The organism is Streptomyces sp. NPDC002676, from assembly GCF_053592455.1.
Genome location: NZ_JBSFVT010000002.1, coordinates 557,889 through 573,332, shown reverse-complemented (window position 1 = coordinate 573,332; position 15,444 = coordinate 557,889). Strand labels below are relative to the sequence as shown.

At 70.8% G+C, this 15,444-nt stretch carries 13 protein-coding genes; 7 read left to right on the top strand and 6 right to left on the bottom strand.

From position 1 onward, the window contains the following. The first annotated feature begins 256 nt into the window (after window positions 1-256). Window positions 257-691 (top strand): subtilase-type protease inhibitor, encoded by a 435-nt coding sequence (locus ACWD3E_RS09690; protein ID WP_451386992.1) that lies wholly within the window; start codon window positions 257-259, stop codon window positions 689-691. Between the two features lie 340 nt (window positions 692-1,031). Here the strand turns inward: ACWD3E_RS09690 and ACWD3E_RS09685 are convergent, their stop codons facing one another. Both ACWD3E_RS09685 and ACWD3E_RS09680 read right to left on the bottom strand, forming a co-directional pair. Continuing rightward, window positions 1,032-1,529, bottom strand: a complete 498-nt coding sequence (locus ACWD3E_RS09685) for a methyltransferase family protein (protein ID WP_451386991.1) — start codon at window positions 1,527-1,529, stop codon at window positions 1,032-1,034. 94 nt (window positions 1,530-1,623) lie between these two features. Beyond that, window positions 1,624-3,126 (bottom strand): MFS transporter, encoded by a 1,503-nt coding sequence (locus ACWD3E_RS09680; protein ID WP_451386990.1) that lies wholly within the window; start codon window positions 3,124-3,126, stop codon window positions 1,624-1,626. Window positions 3,127-3,377: 251 nt separating this feature from the next. Here ACWD3E_RS09680 and ACWD3E_RS09675 point away from each other — a divergent pair, with 251 nt between their 5' ends. From ACWD3E_RS09675 to ACWD3E_RS09665, 3 genes are all read left to right on the top strand, one after another. Next, window positions 3,378-6,227, top strand: coding sequence for a phosphorylase family protein (locus ACWD3E_RS09675; protein WP_451386989.1), 2,850 nt, complete (start codon window positions 3,378-3,380; stop codon window positions 6,225-6,227). A 68-nt stretch (window positions 6,228-6,295) separates the two neighbouring features. After that, window positions 6,296-6,625, top strand: a complete 330-nt coding sequence (locus ACWD3E_RS09670) for an ArsR/SmtB family transcription factor (RefSeq protein WP_451386988.1) — start codon at window positions 6,296-6,298, stop codon at window positions 6,623-6,625. A 28-nt stretch (window positions 6,626-6,653) separates the two neighbouring features. Continuing rightward, the gene (locus ACWD3E_RS09665; protein ID WP_451386987.1) at window positions 6,654-7,181 is read left to right on the top strand and encodes an SRPBCC family protein; all 528 of its coding nucleotides are present in this window, start codon (window positions 6,654-6,656) and stop codon (window positions 7,179-7,181) included. Here the strand turns inward: ACWD3E_RS09665 and ACWD3E_RS09660 are convergent. Beyond that, the gene (locus tag ACWD3E_RS09660; protein ID WP_451386986.1) at window positions 7,130-7,807 is read right to left on the bottom strand and encodes a TetR family transcriptional regulator; all 678 of its coding nucleotides are present in this window, start codon (window positions 7,805-7,807) and stop codon (window positions 7,130-7,132) included. The genes ACWD3E_RS09665 and ACWD3E_RS09660 overlap by 52 nt on opposite strands. A 171-nt stretch (window positions 7,808-7,978) precedes the next feature. On the opposite strand from ACWD3E_RS09660, the gene ACWD3E_RS09655 reads away from it, so the two are divergent. The 3 genes from ACWD3E_RS09655 to ACWD3E_RS09645 are packed head-to-tail and all read left to right on the top strand — an operon-like array spanning window position 7,979 to window position 9,521. Next, window positions 7,979-9,163, top strand: coding sequence for an alkane 1-monooxygenase (locus ACWD3E_RS09655; protein ID WP_451386985.1), 1,185 nt, complete (start codon window positions 7,979-7,981; stop codon window positions 9,161-9,163). Next, complete coding sequence (locus tag ACWD3E_RS09650; protein WP_451386984.1) at window positions 9,160-9,330, top strand: rubredoxin; 171 nt, start codon at window positions 9,160-9,162, stop codon at window positions 9,328-9,330. Before ACWD3E_RS09655 ends, ACWD3E_RS09650 begins: the two co-directional genes overlap by 4 nt. After that, a complete protein-coding gene (locus ACWD3E_RS09645; RefSeq protein WP_451386983.1) occupies window positions 9,327-9,521 on the top strand; it encodes a rubredoxin in 195 nt (64 codons plus the stop codon). The genes ACWD3E_RS09650 and ACWD3E_RS09645 overlap by 4 nt, the downstream gene beginning before the upstream one ends. A 23-nt stretch (window positions 9,522-9,544) precedes the next feature. Here ACWD3E_RS09645 and ACWD3E_RS09640 read toward each other — a convergent pair whose 3' ends face one another. Genes ACWD3E_RS09640 through ACWD3E_RS09630 form a run of 3 tightly spaced genes read right to left on the bottom strand, consistent with a single transcriptional unit; the run spans window position 9,545 to window position 15,400 of the window. Continuing rightward, window positions 9,545-12,361, bottom strand: coding sequence for an NHLP bacteriocin export ABC transporter permease/ATPase subunit (locus ACWD3E_RS09640; RefSeq protein ID WP_451386982.1), 2,817 nt, complete (start codon window positions 12,359-12,361; stop codon window positions 9,545-9,547). Window position 12,362: 1 nt separating this feature from the next. Then, window positions 12,363-14,597 carry an NHLP family bacteriocin export ABC transporter peptidase/permease/ATPase subunit gene (locus ACWD3E_RS09635; RefSeq protein WP_451386981.1) on the bottom strand — a complete coding sequence of 745 codons (2,235 nt, stop codon included), beginning with the start codon at window positions 14,595-14,597 and terminating at the stop codon, window positions 12,363-12,365. Then, window positions 14,594-15,400: an HlyD family efflux transporter periplasmic adaptor subunit gene (locus ACWD3E_RS09630; protein WP_451386980.1), complete on the bottom strand. Its 807-nt coding sequence runs from the start codon at window positions 15,398-15,400 to the stop codon at window positions 14,594-14,596. The genes ACWD3E_RS09635 and ACWD3E_RS09630 overlap by 4 nt, the downstream gene beginning before the upstream one ends. Between the last annotated feature and the right edge of the window lie 44 nt (window positions 15,401-15,444).

The window sequence follows — 15,444 nt, the reverse complement described above, 5'->3', positions numbered from 1 at the left end:
GGAATGTTTCAGGACGATTAACGAGGCGGTGTTTTTCGGCCAATCGGCCGCATCCCTCGATCAAGAACCGCTCAACTGTGCGGAGTTGGCGTTCGATTTCCGTAACTTCACGCCACTGTTTCAATACGCAAGGTTACTGAAATCGATGGGTTGGATGTGTGTTTCGGCGGCGGACTCGGCAGAGTGGCGCTCGCCGCTCCGGCACCGACCGAGCTGGAGCCGGCACCCCGTAGTTTCGAGCGGAAGGATGCATACAATGCGGACCACCGCGCGCTGGGCAGCGAGCCTCGGCCTCACGGCCGCCGCCGTCTGCGGACCCCTGACCGGGGCCGCCGTCGCTGCACCGGGCGCCGCCCCGGCCTCGCTCTACGCCCCCTCGGCGCTGGTGCTCACCACCGGCCACGGCGCCAGCGTGGCCACGGCCACACCCGAGCGCGCCGTCACCCTCAACTGCGCCCCTACAGCCTCCGGCACCCACCCGGCCGCGACCCAGGCCTGCGCTGAACTGCGCGGCGTGGGCGGCGACTTCAACGCTCTGAAGCCGGCCCCCGACGTGTGGTGCACGAAGCTGTACGACCCCGTGGTCGTCACGGTCCAGGGCGTGTGGCAGGGACAGCGCGTCAACTTCGAGCGTGTCTTCGGCAACTCCTGCATGCGGGACGCGGCCGGCGGCAGCGTCTTCGCGTTCTGAGAGCCCGGGATCGCATGGTCCACCGTTGTGCCGGATCAGGCCCGCGAATGGGGAGTGCGGCCCCCTGGAGGCGGGGAACCTGCGATCTCGCACCGGGACTGGCGGGCGGAGTGGGGCCTCCCGTCGGTTTCCGGTAAACAGCCGCTCCCCGGGCAGGCCCGTGGGGGGCCGACCCGGGGAGCGGCGAAAAACAGACCGTTTGCGCGGCGTATGCCATTGACTCGTGTCGCGTGACAGCGGCAGCGATGGCTGCGCAGAGCGACAACCGGAGTGACAGTCGGAGCGACGGCCAGGGCGAGGAGCCCCCGTCGCGGCCGGCCGGGAGTCCGGCGCGATCGGCTCACGCACCGCGCCAGGGCGTGCGCCGGGGCAGCCAGCCCGGTACGGCCCGCCGGTAGTGAGCGTAGTCCGCGCCGAACCGGCGCAGCAGCCGCGGCTCCTCGTCCCAGCGCACGAAGACCCAGGTGAGCGCCAAGAGGCCGGCGGCGTAGGCGAACAGCACCGGGCGGGCGAGCAGCAGGCCCTGGCCGCAGAGCACGGCGGCCACGGCGAGGTAGATCGGGTTGCGCACGAACCGGTACGGCCCGCTCACCACCAGCCGCTCGGGCGGCGCCACCGGCGACGGGGTGCCGAGGCCCTCCAGCGCGAACCGGGCGAAGGAATCCAGGATCACCGCCGCCCCGGCGGCCAGGGGCAGCAGCCCGAGCAGCCGCAGTGGCAGCCACCAGTGCCCGGCCTGCCAGCCGCCCGTCAGCCAGTAGGGCACCAGCACGGACACGCTGCCCGAGACGAGGACGAGGAACAGGGCGCTGCCGAGAGCCGCGGTCGCCTTGCGCATACCCTCACCATGACACCAGGAGGGGCCGCCGTCTCCCTGCGGACGGTGGCCCCTCGGTCTGGTGGGGACTAGGACGGTCACATGGACCGGGCTGTCACATGTGGACGACGGGGGCGCCCGCGTCCTGCCTCGGCACACCGCGCCGGTAGAGCAGGAAGGCGATCACCGCGCCCGCGGCGAAGAAGCCCGCCGACCACCAGAAGGCGGTGGTGTAGCTCTCGATCGTCGCCTGGGCCTGTACCAGCTTGCTGGTGGCGTTGCGGCCCGACAGGTAGTCCGTGGCGGCGCTCGAGGCGAGCGTGCTCAGCAGCGCGGTACCGACCGAACCGCCCACCTGCTGCATGGCGTTGACGGTCGCGGAGGCGACGCCCGCGTCCTCGGCGGCGACCCCGCCGGTGGCCAGCTGCATGGAGGGCGGCATGACCAGGCCGAGGCCCACGCCGATCACGATCAGCTGCGGCAGCACCGCGCTGACGTAGTGCGAGCCGAGGCCGATGCCGGTGAGCCAGGCCATGCCGGTCATGGCGATCGCGAAGCCCAGCGGGATGACGGCCTTCGGGCCGATGCGGGGCAGCAGGACCGTGGTCCCGAGCTGCGCGGTCACCATCACCGCGCCGACCATCGGCATGATCGCCGCACCGGTCTTCGTCGGGCTGAAGCCGAGGTTGATCTGGAGGTAGTAGGTCAGGAAGAGGAAGACGCCGAACATGCCCGCGCCGGTGATCAGCACCGCGAGGAAGGAGGCCGCGCGGTTCCGGTCGAGCAGGATGCGCAGCGGCAGCAGCGGGTGCGCGGCCCGGGTCTGCCACCAGGCGAAGGCCGCCAGCAGCAGACCGCCCGCGATCAGGAAGCCCCAGGTCAGCGGGGAGCCCCAGTCATGTGTCTCGGCGTTGGAGAAGCCGTACACGACGGAGAAGAGACCGCCGGCGACCAGGACCGTGCCCGGCACGTCCAGCTTGGCGTTCGCCGCGTCGCGGTGGTTGCCCAGCAGCACCCAGCCGCCCGCGAAGGCGACGACCGCGATGGCCACGTTGACGTACAGGGTCGAGCGCCAATCGAATGCGTCGGTCAGCACACCGCCGAGCAGCAGGCCCACCGCACCGCCGGCTCCGGCGATGGCGCCGTACACGCTGAACGCGCGGGCCCGCTCGCGGGCGTTGGTGAACGTGGTGTTGAGCAGCGACAGCGCGGCGGGCGCGAGCAGTGCGCCGAACGCACCCTGCAGGGCGCGCGCGGTGACCAGCATGGTGAAGCCGTTCGCGGCACCGCCCAGGGCGGAGGCCCCGGCGAAGCCGACGACGCCGATGAGGAAGGCGGGCTTGCGGCCGAACAGGTCGGCGATGCGCCCGCCGAGCAGCAGCAGTGAGGCGAAGGCCAGCGCGTACGCGGTCACGACCCACTGCCGGTTGCCGTCGGAGAAGCCGAGGTCGGCCTGGGCGGAAGGCAGGGCGATGTTCACGATCGTGGCGTCGAGGATCACCATCAGCTGGGCGACGGCGATGACCCCGAGGATCCACCACCGCTTGGCCGAGGCCTCGGCAAAGGCCGGTGCCACCGCTTCCGTGCGGGGGCCTTCGGCCAGGGTCTTCTGGGACATGGGGAACCACTCCAGGGAAGTCGTTCTGGGAACACGCGAGGGGCGCATGCGAAGAGCAGCGCCGTAAACGAAACTGTTTCGTACACATGGAGCGTAGGACAGTTTCAGCGAAACGGCAACGTTTCGCTGGGTGAGGTCGTCCGACCAGCTCCCTTGGCGGGACCGGGTGAGCTACGGTGACGCCGTCGGTATGGGGGCTCTGAGTCGAGAATCGGTTACAGGTGGTAAACACTTCTTCTGAACCCGTTGCGGTGATCCTCACCGCGCTGCAAGTGGAGTACGAGGCGGTACGCGACCGGCTCACGGATCTGACCAGGACCAACGAGGGCGGCACGATCTTCGAGCGGGGGCGGTTACCCGGCACGGGGTGGAGCGTCGTCCTCGCCATGAGCGGGCCGGGCAATGACAACGCCGCCGCGGTCACCCGGCATGCCTACGACCTCTACCGGCCCAGGGTGCTGTTCTTCGTCGGCGTCGCGGGCGGGCTGAAGGACGACCTCCGGATCGGCGACGTCGTCATCGGCTCACGCATCTACGACTACCACGAGAAGCAGGGCCCCGACGGCGACCACTACCGGCCGCGCGGCTGGGAGACGCCCTGGCGGCTCGCCCAGCATGTGCAGCGGGTGGACTTCGGCCGGGAGGTCCCCGGCCGAGTGGTCTTCGCACCGATCGCGTCGGGCAACGTCGTGCTGGACAAGGGCACTTCGGGGCTCGCCCGGCATCTGCGGGGCAACTACGACGACGCGGCAGCGATCGAGATGGAGAGCGCCGGTGTGTGCCGGGCCGCCCATCAGGTCCGCACGCTCGACACGTTGACGATCCGGGGGATCTCCGACAAGGCGGACGGTGCCAAACGCCAGGCGGACGCGGGCGGTTCCCAGAAGGTCGCGGCCTGGAGCGCAGCCGCGACGGCGATGGCGATCCTCGCCTCCCTCGCCCCGGACGGCGACGCCGAGACCCCGGACCGAGTTGAGGTGACCTCCCCGCCCGAGGGCGCCGTTCCGGGTGCCGGCGCCGGTGCGGGCGGAGCGACTCGCCGGAACGGAGGCTCGGCCGGTGCGCTCCTCGGATCCGCAGTCGCGGGCGTTCCGTCGTCCGGTGTCACCCGGCCTGCGTCCGAGCACCCCACGCTCCCACTGGCCCCGCGCCCCCGCCCCCCGCGAGTCTCCCTGCTGTCCGCCGCCCGGCGCTGGTTGCGCGACAAGAAGCCCAAGGGAGCCTCCAAGCGTGTCGTGTTCACGGTCTGTGTCGCGCTGGGCCTGGTCGGCGCCCTGATCGTGGTGCTGCTGCCGTCGCAGTCCCACCGTCGCGGGGGCGGCAAGGACTCAGGGCTGGCCTCGTGTCCGGCGTCCCCGGCGAACCTCCAGCTGCGTGTCGCCGCTTCCATCGATCTCTCCGCGTCGCTGGCCGAGGCGGCCCGCCACTATGGGGCACGGCGCGCTCCGGACGGGCGTTGCGTGAGTGTCAAGGTGTACGACCTGAACTCCGGTACGGCGATGCGTGCGTTGGCCAGGGGCTGGCGGGAGGAAGACGGCGACCGGCCCGACGTGTGGTCGCCCGCCGGCAGCGCCTGGCTCACCCTCGCCCGGACCCGGGCCACCGGAAGCGCGAAGACCCTGCTGCCCGAGACCGCGCAGCCGATTGTCACCAGCCCCCTGACGATCGCGATGCCCAAGCCGATGGCCACGGCCCTGGGCTGGCCGGAGTACACCCTCGGCTGGAGCAAGCTCGCGGAGTGGGCCGCCGACCCGGCGAAGTTCTGGAAGAAGGTCGGGCACAAGGAGTGGGGCGTGTTCAAACTCGGCAAGACCAACCCCCTGTACTCCACCTCCGGCCTGAACGCCACGATCGGCGCCTACTACGCCAAGACCGGGACCAGCGCCGAACTGTCCACCCGGGACATCGACCTGCCGAAGAACCAGGACTTCGTCCGCTCCATCGAGAAGTCCGTGGTCCACTACGGCGACACCACGCTCACCTTCCTGGCCAACCTGCGCGCCGCCGACGACCAGGGCGGCGCCGACGAGGCGCTGAAGTACATCTCGGCCGTCACCGTCGAGGAGGACGCGGTCGTCGCCTACAACGAGGGCTATCCTTGCGGTGCTTACAGCACGGACAAGGCCTGCAAGAAGCGGCCCACCCGCCCGCACACCCCGCTCGTCGCCTTCTACCCCACCGACAGCCGCCCGAGCAGCGACCACCCCTATGTGCAGCTGCGCGGCATCGGCAAGGCCAAGGAGGCGGTGTCGGCCGACTTCCTGAGCTACCTGCACCACACGGACATCTACGCGAAGTACTTCGCGCCGTACGGCTTCCGTACCTACAAGGGTTCGGCCGACTCCGACGACGCGCCGCTGATCTCCCCGCGTGACGGCGCGCTGCCCAAGACTCCCGTTGCGGACTACACGGCACCCGACGGCAAGGTCCTGGTGGAGGTGCAGAACGTCTGGCCGGGCCTGCGCCGCCGGGCCAACGTCCTCGTGCTGATCGACACGTCGAAGTCGATGGACGAGAAGGTGCCCGGTAACGGCGCCACCAAGATGCAGCTGCTGCGCGCCGCCGAACCGGCCCTCTTCAACGGCTTCGCCGACACCGACCAGGTGGGCCTGTGGAAATTCTCGAACGCGGCCAGCCTCGACGGCAAGCACCATTACGTCCCGCTGGTGGACATCGGCCCGATGGGGGAAAGGCTCGCCGACCACCACGGCGTCACCCGGGGCAAGGAACTCGTGGACGAGGTCGAGGGATTGATACCCAACGGCGCCACCGGCCTCTACGGCACGATCGAGGCGGCGGTGGACACCATGCGCGAGAACTACGACCCGGGCGCCATCAACGCGATCGTCCTGCTCACCGACGGGCGCAACGAGGGCGTGCCGTCGAATCCGACCCTCCAGGACGTCCTGGCCAGGATCGGCACCCCGGACAAGCGCATCCGAGTGTTCACCGTGGCCTACGGCTCTCAGGCCGACCAGCAGGACGTGAACGGCAAGAGTGTCCTGGAGGAGATCTCCGCCGCGACGGGGGCACGCGCGTACTCGGCCAAGAACCCGAAGATCATCAGCGACGTGCTGACCAGCGTGATCTCCAACTTCTGAGCCACGGTCCCAGGCGAAGGAGGTTGCATTCCTTGACGGGAATATAACTGGATAGGCATATTGTCCTCATGTCCGACACTGCGCTCTGGACCGCTCTCGCCGACCCCCACCGGCGGGCCATCGTCGCTCTGCTCCTGGAGCGGCCCCGGCCGGTCGGGGAGCTCGTGGAGGCATGCGGGCTGAGCCAGCCGAGCACGTCCAAGCATCTGAAGGTGCTGCGGGAGGCGGGCCTGGTGCGGGTCAGGCAGGACGCGCAGCGCCGCGTCTACGCCCTCGACCCGGCCCCGATCGCCGCCCTGGACGCCTGGCTGGCGCCGTACCGCGCGCTGTGGAACAGCAGCCTGGACGTCCTGGGCCGCCGCCTCGACGAGACGGACGAGACGTCGGACGCCACCTGAGACCCCCACCGCGAAGGACCGAAGCGCCATGTCCGTCGACCTCACCGGCACCTGTCTGACCCTCGACGACGGCCGCCCAGCCGTCCGCTTCAGCCGCACCTACGACCACCCCGTCGACCGCGTCTGGCACTTCGTGACCGACCCGGACGAACTCGCCGGCTGGTTCCCCTCCCGCGCCGAGATGGACCTGCGCCCCGGCGGGACCATCCACTTCACCGGCGATCCGAACATGCCTGAGTCCACCGGCCGCGTGCTCGCCGTCGACCCGCCCCGGCACCTGTCCTTCGCCTGGGGCGGCGACGAACTCCACTTCGACCTGGAGGTCTTGGACGCCGGGCGCACCCGGTTCACCCTCACCAATGTCCTCGGCGCCGAGAACACCGCCGCCCGCAACGGCGCCGGCTGGGAGGTGTGCCTGGCCGCGCTGGACGCAAAGGCCCGCGGCGAGCGCTTCGAAGGGGCGCACGCCGGGATGAGCGCTCCCTGGAAGGAGTTCTACGAAGGTTACGTCGGAGCCGGGGTGCCCTCGGGTGCGCCGGTGCCGGGACTCGACTGAGCGCCCGGCTCGGCGTGCCGGACGTCCTCCAGGTCGCGTCCCGCCGGGTAGGCGATCCGTGTCGTGATCAGCGCTATCCGGCGGGCCGAATCCTCCGGCGGGGCCACCGGCTGCACGATATGACTGACCGTCAGGCGCACGATGGTCTCGACCGCCAGGCCCCGTGACTCCGCGTCGACCTCCGGCCACGCCTCGATGGCGTATGCGTCGAGCATCGCCATGGCGGTGGCGAAGACCGGCTCGGGGCGGGTCGTGAGGTAGGCGAGGAGTTCGTCGTCGCCGCCGCGTGCCGCCAGGAGGATGGCCTTGATGAGCGGATTGTCGACGGCCTGCTGGAGGGTGTAGGCGACACCCGCCGCGGCAGCCGCCATCAAGTCACCCCGGTTCGCGTCGAGTTCCTGCTGGATGCCGACCAGGAAGCCTTCGAGTTCGCGCTGGACGAGGGCCTTGCCGATCGCGTCCTTGGTGCCGAACTCGTTGTAGAGCGTCTGTCTGCTGACGCCGGCCGCGCGGGCGATGCCGGCCATGCGCAGCCCGCCCCAGCCCTCCGCCGCGACCAGCCGGTAGGCGGCGTCGAGCACCTGCTCACGCAGGAGAGATCGAACACTTTCACGGAATCGGCTCATCGTGCACTCACTCTAACCAAACGCCCTCCCACCCCTGCACCCCTCTTTTCCGCCGGGGAAGACGGTCTCATCGATCGCTGTCCGAAGCATTGACGTCTCCTCAGATACCTGTCTATCTACTGGACTGAACGCATGCAAAGTGTCCAATCGGTGACGGCGAGGAGTCCGCACATGGCCGTGCATGGCGACCGAGAAGCAGTTCCGGCGAAAACCCAGGGGACTCCCTGGCGAGACCCCAAGCGCTATCTCTGGCTCATGGGCCTGATCGTGCCCTCGTTCCCGTTCCTGTCCTGGGGGCTCGTCGAACTCACCGGGCTCCGCCTGTTCTGGTGGACCGGGATCGGCATCCTGTACGTGCTCTTCCCGCTCATCGACCAGCTCATCGGCAAGGACTCGGTCAACCCCCCGCAGAGCGCGTTCGCCTGGCTGGAGCGGGACCGCTACTACCGCTGGTGCATCTACCTCTACCTGCCCGTGCAGTACGCCGGCCTCGCCGTGGGCTGCTGGCTGATCAGCGACGGCGGCCTGTCGGCGCTCGACAAGGTGGGCCTCGCCTTCACCCTCGGCGGCGTCGCGGGGATCGGCATCAACACCGCCCACGAACTGGGCCACAAGAAGGAGTCGGTGGAGCGCTGGCTGTCCCGGGTCGCGCTCGCCCAGACCTTCTACGGCCACTTCTACATCGAGCACAACCGCGGCCACCACGTCCGCGTGGCGACCCCCGAGGACCCGGCGAGCGCCCGGCTGGGGGAGAGCTTCTGGCGGTTCCTGCCGAGGACGGTCGCCGGCAGCCTGGTCTCCGCCTGGCGGCTGGAGAAGACCCGGCTCGCCCGCAGCGGCAAGTCGCCGTGGACGCTGCGCAACGACATCCTGAACGCCTGGACCATGTCCGTCGCCCTCTTCGGCGCCCTCACCGCGGCCTTCGGGCCGGGCATCCTGCCGTACCTCGCCTTCCAGGCGGTCTTCGGCTTCTGCCTGCTCGAAGTCGTCAACTACATCGAGCACTACGGTCTGTTGCGGCAACGGGTGGCGAGCGAACGGTACGAGCGGTGCGCCCCGCGCCACAGCTGGAACAGCGACAACGTCGCGTCCAACGTCTTCCTCTACCACCTCCAGCGGCACAGCGACCACCACGCCAACCCCACCCGCCGCTACCAGGCGCTGCGCCACTTCGACGACGCCCCCGAACTCCCCACCGGCTACGCGGGAATGATGCTCCTCGCCTATGTCCCGCCCCTGTGGCGCCGGGTCATGGACCACCGGGTCCTCGCCCACTACGACGGCGACGTCCAGCGTGCCAACATCCAGCCGGGCAAGCGCGCGGCCGTCCTGGCCCGCTACGGCGCCGCCGCGTGAGCCGCCACCGCTGCCCCTCCTGCGACTACGTCTACGACGAGAGCGCCGGCCACCCCCGCGAGGGCTTCCCCGCCGGTACGCCGTGGAGCCAGGTGCCGGACGACTGGTGCTGCCCCGACTGCGGGGTGCGCGAAAAGACCGACTTCGAACCCGAGGAGAGTGCGTGACCGGCAACGACCGCCCCGCGAAGAGGTGGCAGTGCATGGTGTGCGGCTTCGTCTACGACGAGGCCGAGGGCTGGCCCGAGGAGGGGATCGCCCCCGGCACCCGCTGGGAGGACATCCCCGACGACTGGAGCTGCCCGGACTGCGGCGCCGCGAAGGCGGACTTCGAGATGGCCGAGATCACCCATGCCTGAACCCGCCCGGGTGAGGGCCGGCATCAGGCCAGCTGCCGTCGCACCAGCTCGTGGAGCCGTCCGGTGGTGTCGGCGAGCAGGTCGGCGGGCCGGCCCTGCTGGACGACCTTGCCCTCCTCCATCACGATCACCCGGTCCGCGTCCAGCACGGTCGACAGCCGGTGGGCGATGACGATCCGCGTGGCGTTCAGCTTGCGGGTGCTCTCGATGACGATGCGCTGCGTGTCGTTGTCCAGGGCGCTGGTCGCCTCGTCGAAGAACAGGATGCGCGGACGGCGGATCAGCGCCTGCGCGATCATCAGCCGCTGCCGCTGACCGCCGGAGATCGCGCCGCTTCCCGCGACGATCGTGTGCAGGCCCATCGGCATCCGCTTGATGTCCTCGGCAAGGCCCGCCAGTTCGGCCGCCGCCATCGCCTCCTCCGGCGTGTACGGCTCGGTGCCGCAGATGACGTCCAGGATCGAGCCGGTGAACGGCTGCGCGTGCTGAAGCACCACCCCGCACTGGCGGCGCACCGCCGACTGGTCCAGTGCCGCCAGGTCCTGGCCGTCGTACAGGATGCTGCCGGAGACCGGCCGGTCGAAGCCGATGAGCAGGCGCAGCAGCGTGGACTTGCCGCAGCCGCTGGGGCCGACGACGGCCACGAACTCGCCGGGGCGGACGGCGAAGGACACGTCGTCCAGGACCAGCGGACCGTCGTCGGCGTACCGGAACGACAGCCGCCGGGCCTCCAGCGCGCCCGACAGCGGACCCGGCCGGGTGCTCGCCGTGCGCACCTCGGGCGTGGCCTCCAGGACCGGCTTGATCTCCTCGAACAGCGGCAGGGCCGCCACCGCCGACACGAACGACCCGGTGAGCTGGGTGACCGCGGTCAGCACCATCGTCACCGACGTGTTGAAGGCGAGGAAGTCCGCCGCCGACATCGCGCCCTTGGCCGGGCCCGCCAGCAGCATGAACATCAGCAGCGTGCACACCGGCAGATAGACCGAACCCAGCACCGTGGTGAGGTTCTTGATCCGGCCGACCTTCTGCTGGAGTTCCCGGCTGTGCGCGAACTCCCGTGCCCAGGCGGCGTACGCGTAGTTCTCCGCCGCCGCGACGCGCAGCTTCGGCAGGCCGCGCAGGGTCTGGAACGCCTGGTTGTTCAGCTTGTTGCCGAGCACCACGAGCCGCCGCTGCCAGCGCACCTGCCACAGTCCGAGGCCCAGGAACACGCCTGCGATGACGACGAGCATCGCGAGCGCCGCGAGCGCCAACGGCACGCTGTACCACAGCAGCAGACCGAGGTTCATCGCGCCGACCGTCACCGACTGCGCGACCACCGGGCCGACGCCCGCGAGCAGCCGGCGGATCGCGCTGATACCCATGGCCGCGCTGGCCAGTTCACCGGTGGAGCGCTGGGCGAAGAACCGGGTCGGCAGGCGCAACAGCCGGTCCCAGACGGCCGGTTGCAGCGCCGCCTCGATACGGCCCTCCAGGCGCAGGATGGTCAGGTTCTCCAGCAGCATGAAGGCCGCCGCGACCACCCCGCTCACCATCACCGCCAGGCACACCTGGACGATCAGGCCCTGTTCGGCCCTGGGCACGTACTCGCCGAGCACCTTGCCCGTGGCGATCGGCACCAGCGCGCCGATCCCCACGGTCACCAGCCCGGCGAGGATCAGGTTGACCAGGTCGCCGCGCGTGCCGCGCAGGCTGAACCGCAGCAGCGCGAGCGGACCGAGCCGCCCTTCGGGCAGCGGCCGGTAGAACATCACCGCGCGCGGCTCGAACTCCTCCGCGTTCGCCTTCTCGACCGGGGTCTCGCGTCCGGTCCCGGGGTGCACGGCCACATAGCCGCCGCGCCGCCACAGCAGTGCGACCGGTGCCCCGGACAGCGCCCGGTGGCCGACCAGCGGGCCCACGTTCTCCCGCCACCAGCGGCCGTCCAGGCGTACGGCCCGCGTGCGCACCCGGGAGGCCAGCGCCACCCGCTCCACCGGGTCGAGGCGTTCGCTCTCGGCGCCGCTCTGCGCGGGCTCGACGAGCTTGATGCCGGCCGCCTCGGCGACCAGCTTGCAGGCCGCGTGCGTGGCGTCGGCGTCGGCGGCGGTCGTGCGGCGGCCCGAGCGCTTGCCGATGGAGGCCAGCAGCGTCTGGTCGGCCTGGGCGCGCACCGCCTCACCGGCCTTGATCCCGGCGGCCGTGCGCGTCTCGTGGGTGCGCTCCAACTGCTCGATCCAGCGGTCCAGCGCGGTCAGCAGCCGGTACTGCTGGTCGACCATGCTCTGCCACAGCGCCGGGTCCATCAGCAGGTCCGCCGCGGCCTCCGCGCCGTACAGCGAGCCGTAGTGCACGCTGCCCGGCGGCACCTGCATCCAGAACACGTCGTCGTCGGAGGGCGCCGCGGCCCGCTCCTTTGCCATCGGCGCCTGGAAGAGGACGGACAGGCCACGGCCGACGCCGAGGGCGAGGGCGTACTCCAGCGGGCTCGTCGTCGGCGGAACGTACTGCGGGTTGCCGTACTCGTCGTACGACCAGGTCTGGGTCTGGGCGGGCTGGTACAGCTCGCGCAGGTTGATCCGGTGCACCACGCAGTCCCGGACCGGGCGGGCCACCAGGGTGTGCTCGGGTCCGGCGACCGGGCCGAGCAGCAGCGCGCCCGCCTCCAGCCGTCCGAGGTGGTGCCAGTGGCCCTGCTGGGCGGCGTCCACCGCGAACAGGTCCAGGGCACCGGCCGCGACCAGCCACAGCACCTGCGGACCCTCCAGGTCCACCCGGTTGAAGCCCGCGCAGTCGATGCGCGTGCCCATGGCCCCCAGCGCACCGAGAACGAGGTCGCCTTCGCTGACGGTCGTCATCTCACCGCTCCCTGACCAGCGTGGCGTACGCGCCCCCGTGCGCCACCAGTTCCTCGTGCCGGCCGCGCTCGACGACCGTGCCGTGCTGGAGCACGACGATCTCGTCGCTGTCGCGGACCGTGCTCAACCGGTGCGCGATCACCACGCAGGCGCAGCCGCGCCGCCGCAGGTTGTCCATCACCACCAGCTCGGTCTCCGCGTCCAGCGCGCTGGTCACCTCGTCCAGGACGAGGATGCTCGGGCGGCGCACCAACGCCCGGGCGATCTCCAGGCGCTGCCGCTGCCCGCCGGAGAAGTTACGGCCGTCCTGCTCGACCCTGCTGTGGATACCGCCGGGGCGGCGCAGCACCACGTCGTACAGGGCCGCGTCCTTCAGCGCCTCCACCACGGCCTCGTCCGGGATCGACGGGTCCCACAGGGCCACGTTGTCGCGCACCGAGCCCTCGAAGAGGAACACGTCCTGGTCCACGAAGGAGACGGAGGCGGCGAGCGCGCCGCGCGGGAGGTCCTCCAGGCGGCGGCCGTCGATGCGGATCACGCCGTCCCAGGGGGCGTACAGGCCCGAAATCAGCCGGGAGACCGTGGACTTGCCGCTGCCCGAGCCGCCGACCAGGGCCACCTGCTGCCCGGGGCCGACGGTCAGGTCGAAGCCGGTCAGCAGCGGCTGGTCCAGCGGGCTGTAGCCGAACGTGATGTTCTCCAGCTCGACGTGTCCGTGCAGCCGGCGCGTCGAGTCGCCCGCGCCGGGGCGGGCGTAAAGGGGGTCGGCCTGGAAGTTCTCCACGTCCTTCAGCCGGGCCACGTCGGCCGCGAAGTCCTGGATGCGGCCCGCCACGCCGTTGAGCCGGGTGAGCGGGGCCGTGAAGCGGGTGACGAGGGCCTGGAAGGCGACCAGCAGACCGACCGAGATGTGCCCCTCCACGGCCCGCATGCCGCCGATCCACAGGATCAGTGCGCTGTTGAGCGTGGCGAGTGTCGGCGCGACCACGCCCAGCCAGGCGCTCGGCACCCCGAGCCGCTGCTGCTCCTCCAGCGTGGTGGCGTGCTGCCCGGCCCACTTGCGGAAGTAGCCGTCCTCGCCGCCGGTCGCCTTCATCGTCTCGATCAACTGCAGGCCGCTGTACGACGTGTTGGTCAGCCGCGCGGTGTCCGCGCGGAGCTTTGCCGTACGGGTCGCGCGCAGCCGTATCACCAGCCGCATGGCGACCACGTTCAGCAGGGCCACGCCGATGCCGAGGAAGGTCAGCTGCGGGTCGTAGGTGTACAGCAGCACCGCGTACAGCACGACCACGACCGCGTCGACGCCCGCGGCCGCGAGGTCCCGGGCCAGGGTCTCGGCGACCTGGTCGTTGGACTGCAGGCGCTGCACCAGGTCGGCGGGAGAGCGCTGGGCGAAGAACGTCACCGGCAGCCGCAGCAGATGGCGCAGGAAGCGGGCGCTGGAGAGGGTGGAGGAGATGATCCGGCCGTGCAGCAGGTTGGCCTGCTGGAGCCAGGTCAGCACCAGGGTGAGCAGCACACACACGGCCATCGACGTGAACAGCGTGCCCAGCAGCGAGGTCTGGCCGCCGATGAGGAACATGTCGATGTAGGTACGGCTGAGCGCGGGCAGCGCCGCGCCCACCGCGACCAGCAGCAGGCTGGCCAGCACCGCCGCGGGAAGGGTGCCCGCGGTGCCGCGCAGCCGGGCCGGCATCGCACCGAGCACGCCGGCCTTGCGCCCGCCCCTGGTGAAGCCGTCGCCCGGCTCCATGACCAGGACGACGCCGGTGAAGCTGCCGTCGAACTCCTCCATGGGCACGAACCGGCGCCCCTTGGCGGGGTCGTTGATGTACACCCCGCGCCGGCCGAAGCGGCGGCCCATGCCGTCGTAGACGACGTAGTGGTTGAACTCCCAGAAGAGGACGGCCGGTGCCTGCACCTCGGCGAGGGCGGCCAGGTCCATCTGCATGCCCTTGGCGGTCAGGCCGTAACTGCGGGCCGCCTTCAGCAGGTTGCTGGCGCGCGAGCCGTCGCGGGAGACGCCGCAGGCGATGCGCAGTTCCTCCAGCGGCACATGCCGGCCGTAGTGGCCGAGCACCATCGCCAGGGAGGCGGCGCCGCACTCGACGGCCTCCATCTGGAGAACGGTGGGCGTACGGACCGTGCCGCCACGGGATTTGGGCACGGGACGGCGGGCCGGGGCGGCCCGTCTGCGGCCACGGGTTTCCTGGGCGCCCCCAGTCTGAACGGTCACGGGAGCAGCCAATCGAGGGGGTGCTGGTCGGCCAGCCGGACGGAGCCGGAGGCGAGGGTCATGGAGTCGAGCCGGTACGGCGGCCCGTCGGCCGAGGACCACCGGTAACCGCTCTTGGTGCCGGACGACTTGTCGAGCTCGACCAGGACCGCCACCGGGCGGCCCTGCTTCGTGAACTGCTCGCCCAGCTGGCTGTCCCCGAGGAACGCGGCGATCGACTGGGCGGACTGGGCGGTCCGGTCAACGGACTTCACATGCCCGCGCAGCACGCCGTACTGCTGGGTCGGCACCGACGACACGGTGAGGTCCACGGAGGCGTGCGCCGGGATGGCCGCGGCGTTCTCGGCGGGGACGTACACGGTGGCGTACAGCGGGTCGGAGGCGTGGGCGACCTTCTCGACGGCCGCCACGTCGGCGCCGGTCTGGATGATCTGCCCGATGGTGGCGCCGATCGCGGTGACGCGGCCGGCGGCGACCGTGCGGACCACCGAATCGCCCTTGCTCGTCCGCACGTTGAGCACAGGAGCGTTCGCGGGCAGCCGCTCACCCTGTTTGGCGAGGACGGCCGTCACCTGGCCGGCCACGGGGCTCTGGAGCAGATAACTGCCCTGCCCGTGGGTGAGGATGGCCTGCGCGCTCACCGTGGAGGCGACCGAACCGGTCACCGCCCACACGGAGGCCGCCGCCATCACGACGACGGTGACGGACAGCGCGAGCCACCCCTGCGGGCGCGCCAGACGCACCGGAAGGTCCAGCTCTTCCGGCGACTGGAGCTTGGCGAGGGCCTGTTGGCGGAACTGCACGGAACTTCCCTCACCCGAGGAGAGACGACGTCACGGCGAACTTC

What these genes read in the sequence shown, in the direction of transcription:
- ACWD3E_RS09685 (WP_451386991.1), bottom strand. Translation starts at nt 1,529, where the DNA reads ATGCGCAAGGCGACCGCGGCTCTCGGCAGCGCCCTGTTCCTCGTCCTC.
- ACWD3E_RS09690 (WP_451386992.1), top strand. Translation starts at nt 257, where the DNA reads ATGCGGACCACCGCGCGCTGGGCAGCGAGCCTCGGCCTCACGGCCGCC.
- ACWD3E_RS09660 (WP_451386986.1), bottom strand. Translation starts at nt 7,807, where the DNA reads ATGAGCCGATTCCGTGAAAGTGTTCGATCTCTCCTGCGTGAGCAGGTG.
- ACWD3E_RS09640 (WP_451386982.1), bottom strand. Translation starts at nt 12,361, where the DNA reads ATGACGACCGTCAGCGAAGGCGACCTCGTTCTCGGTGCGCTGGGGGCC.
- ACWD3E_RS09655 (WP_451386985.1), top strand. Translation starts at nt 7,979, where the DNA reads ATGGCCGTGCATGGCGACCGAGAAGCAGTTCCGGCGAAAACCCAGGGG.
- ACWD3E_RS09670 (WP_451386988.1), top strand. Translation starts at nt 6,296, where the DNA reads ATGTCCGACACTGCGCTCTGGACCGCTCTCGCCGACCCCCACCGGCGG.
- ACWD3E_RS09665 (WP_451386987.1), top strand. Translation starts at nt 6,654, where the DNA reads ATGTCCGTCGACCTCACCGGCACCTGTCTGACCCTCGACGACGGCCGC.
- ACWD3E_RS09680 (WP_451386990.1), bottom strand. Translation starts at nt 3,126, where the DNA reads ATGTCCCAGAAGACCCTGGCCGAAGGCCCCCGCACGGAAGCGGTGGCA.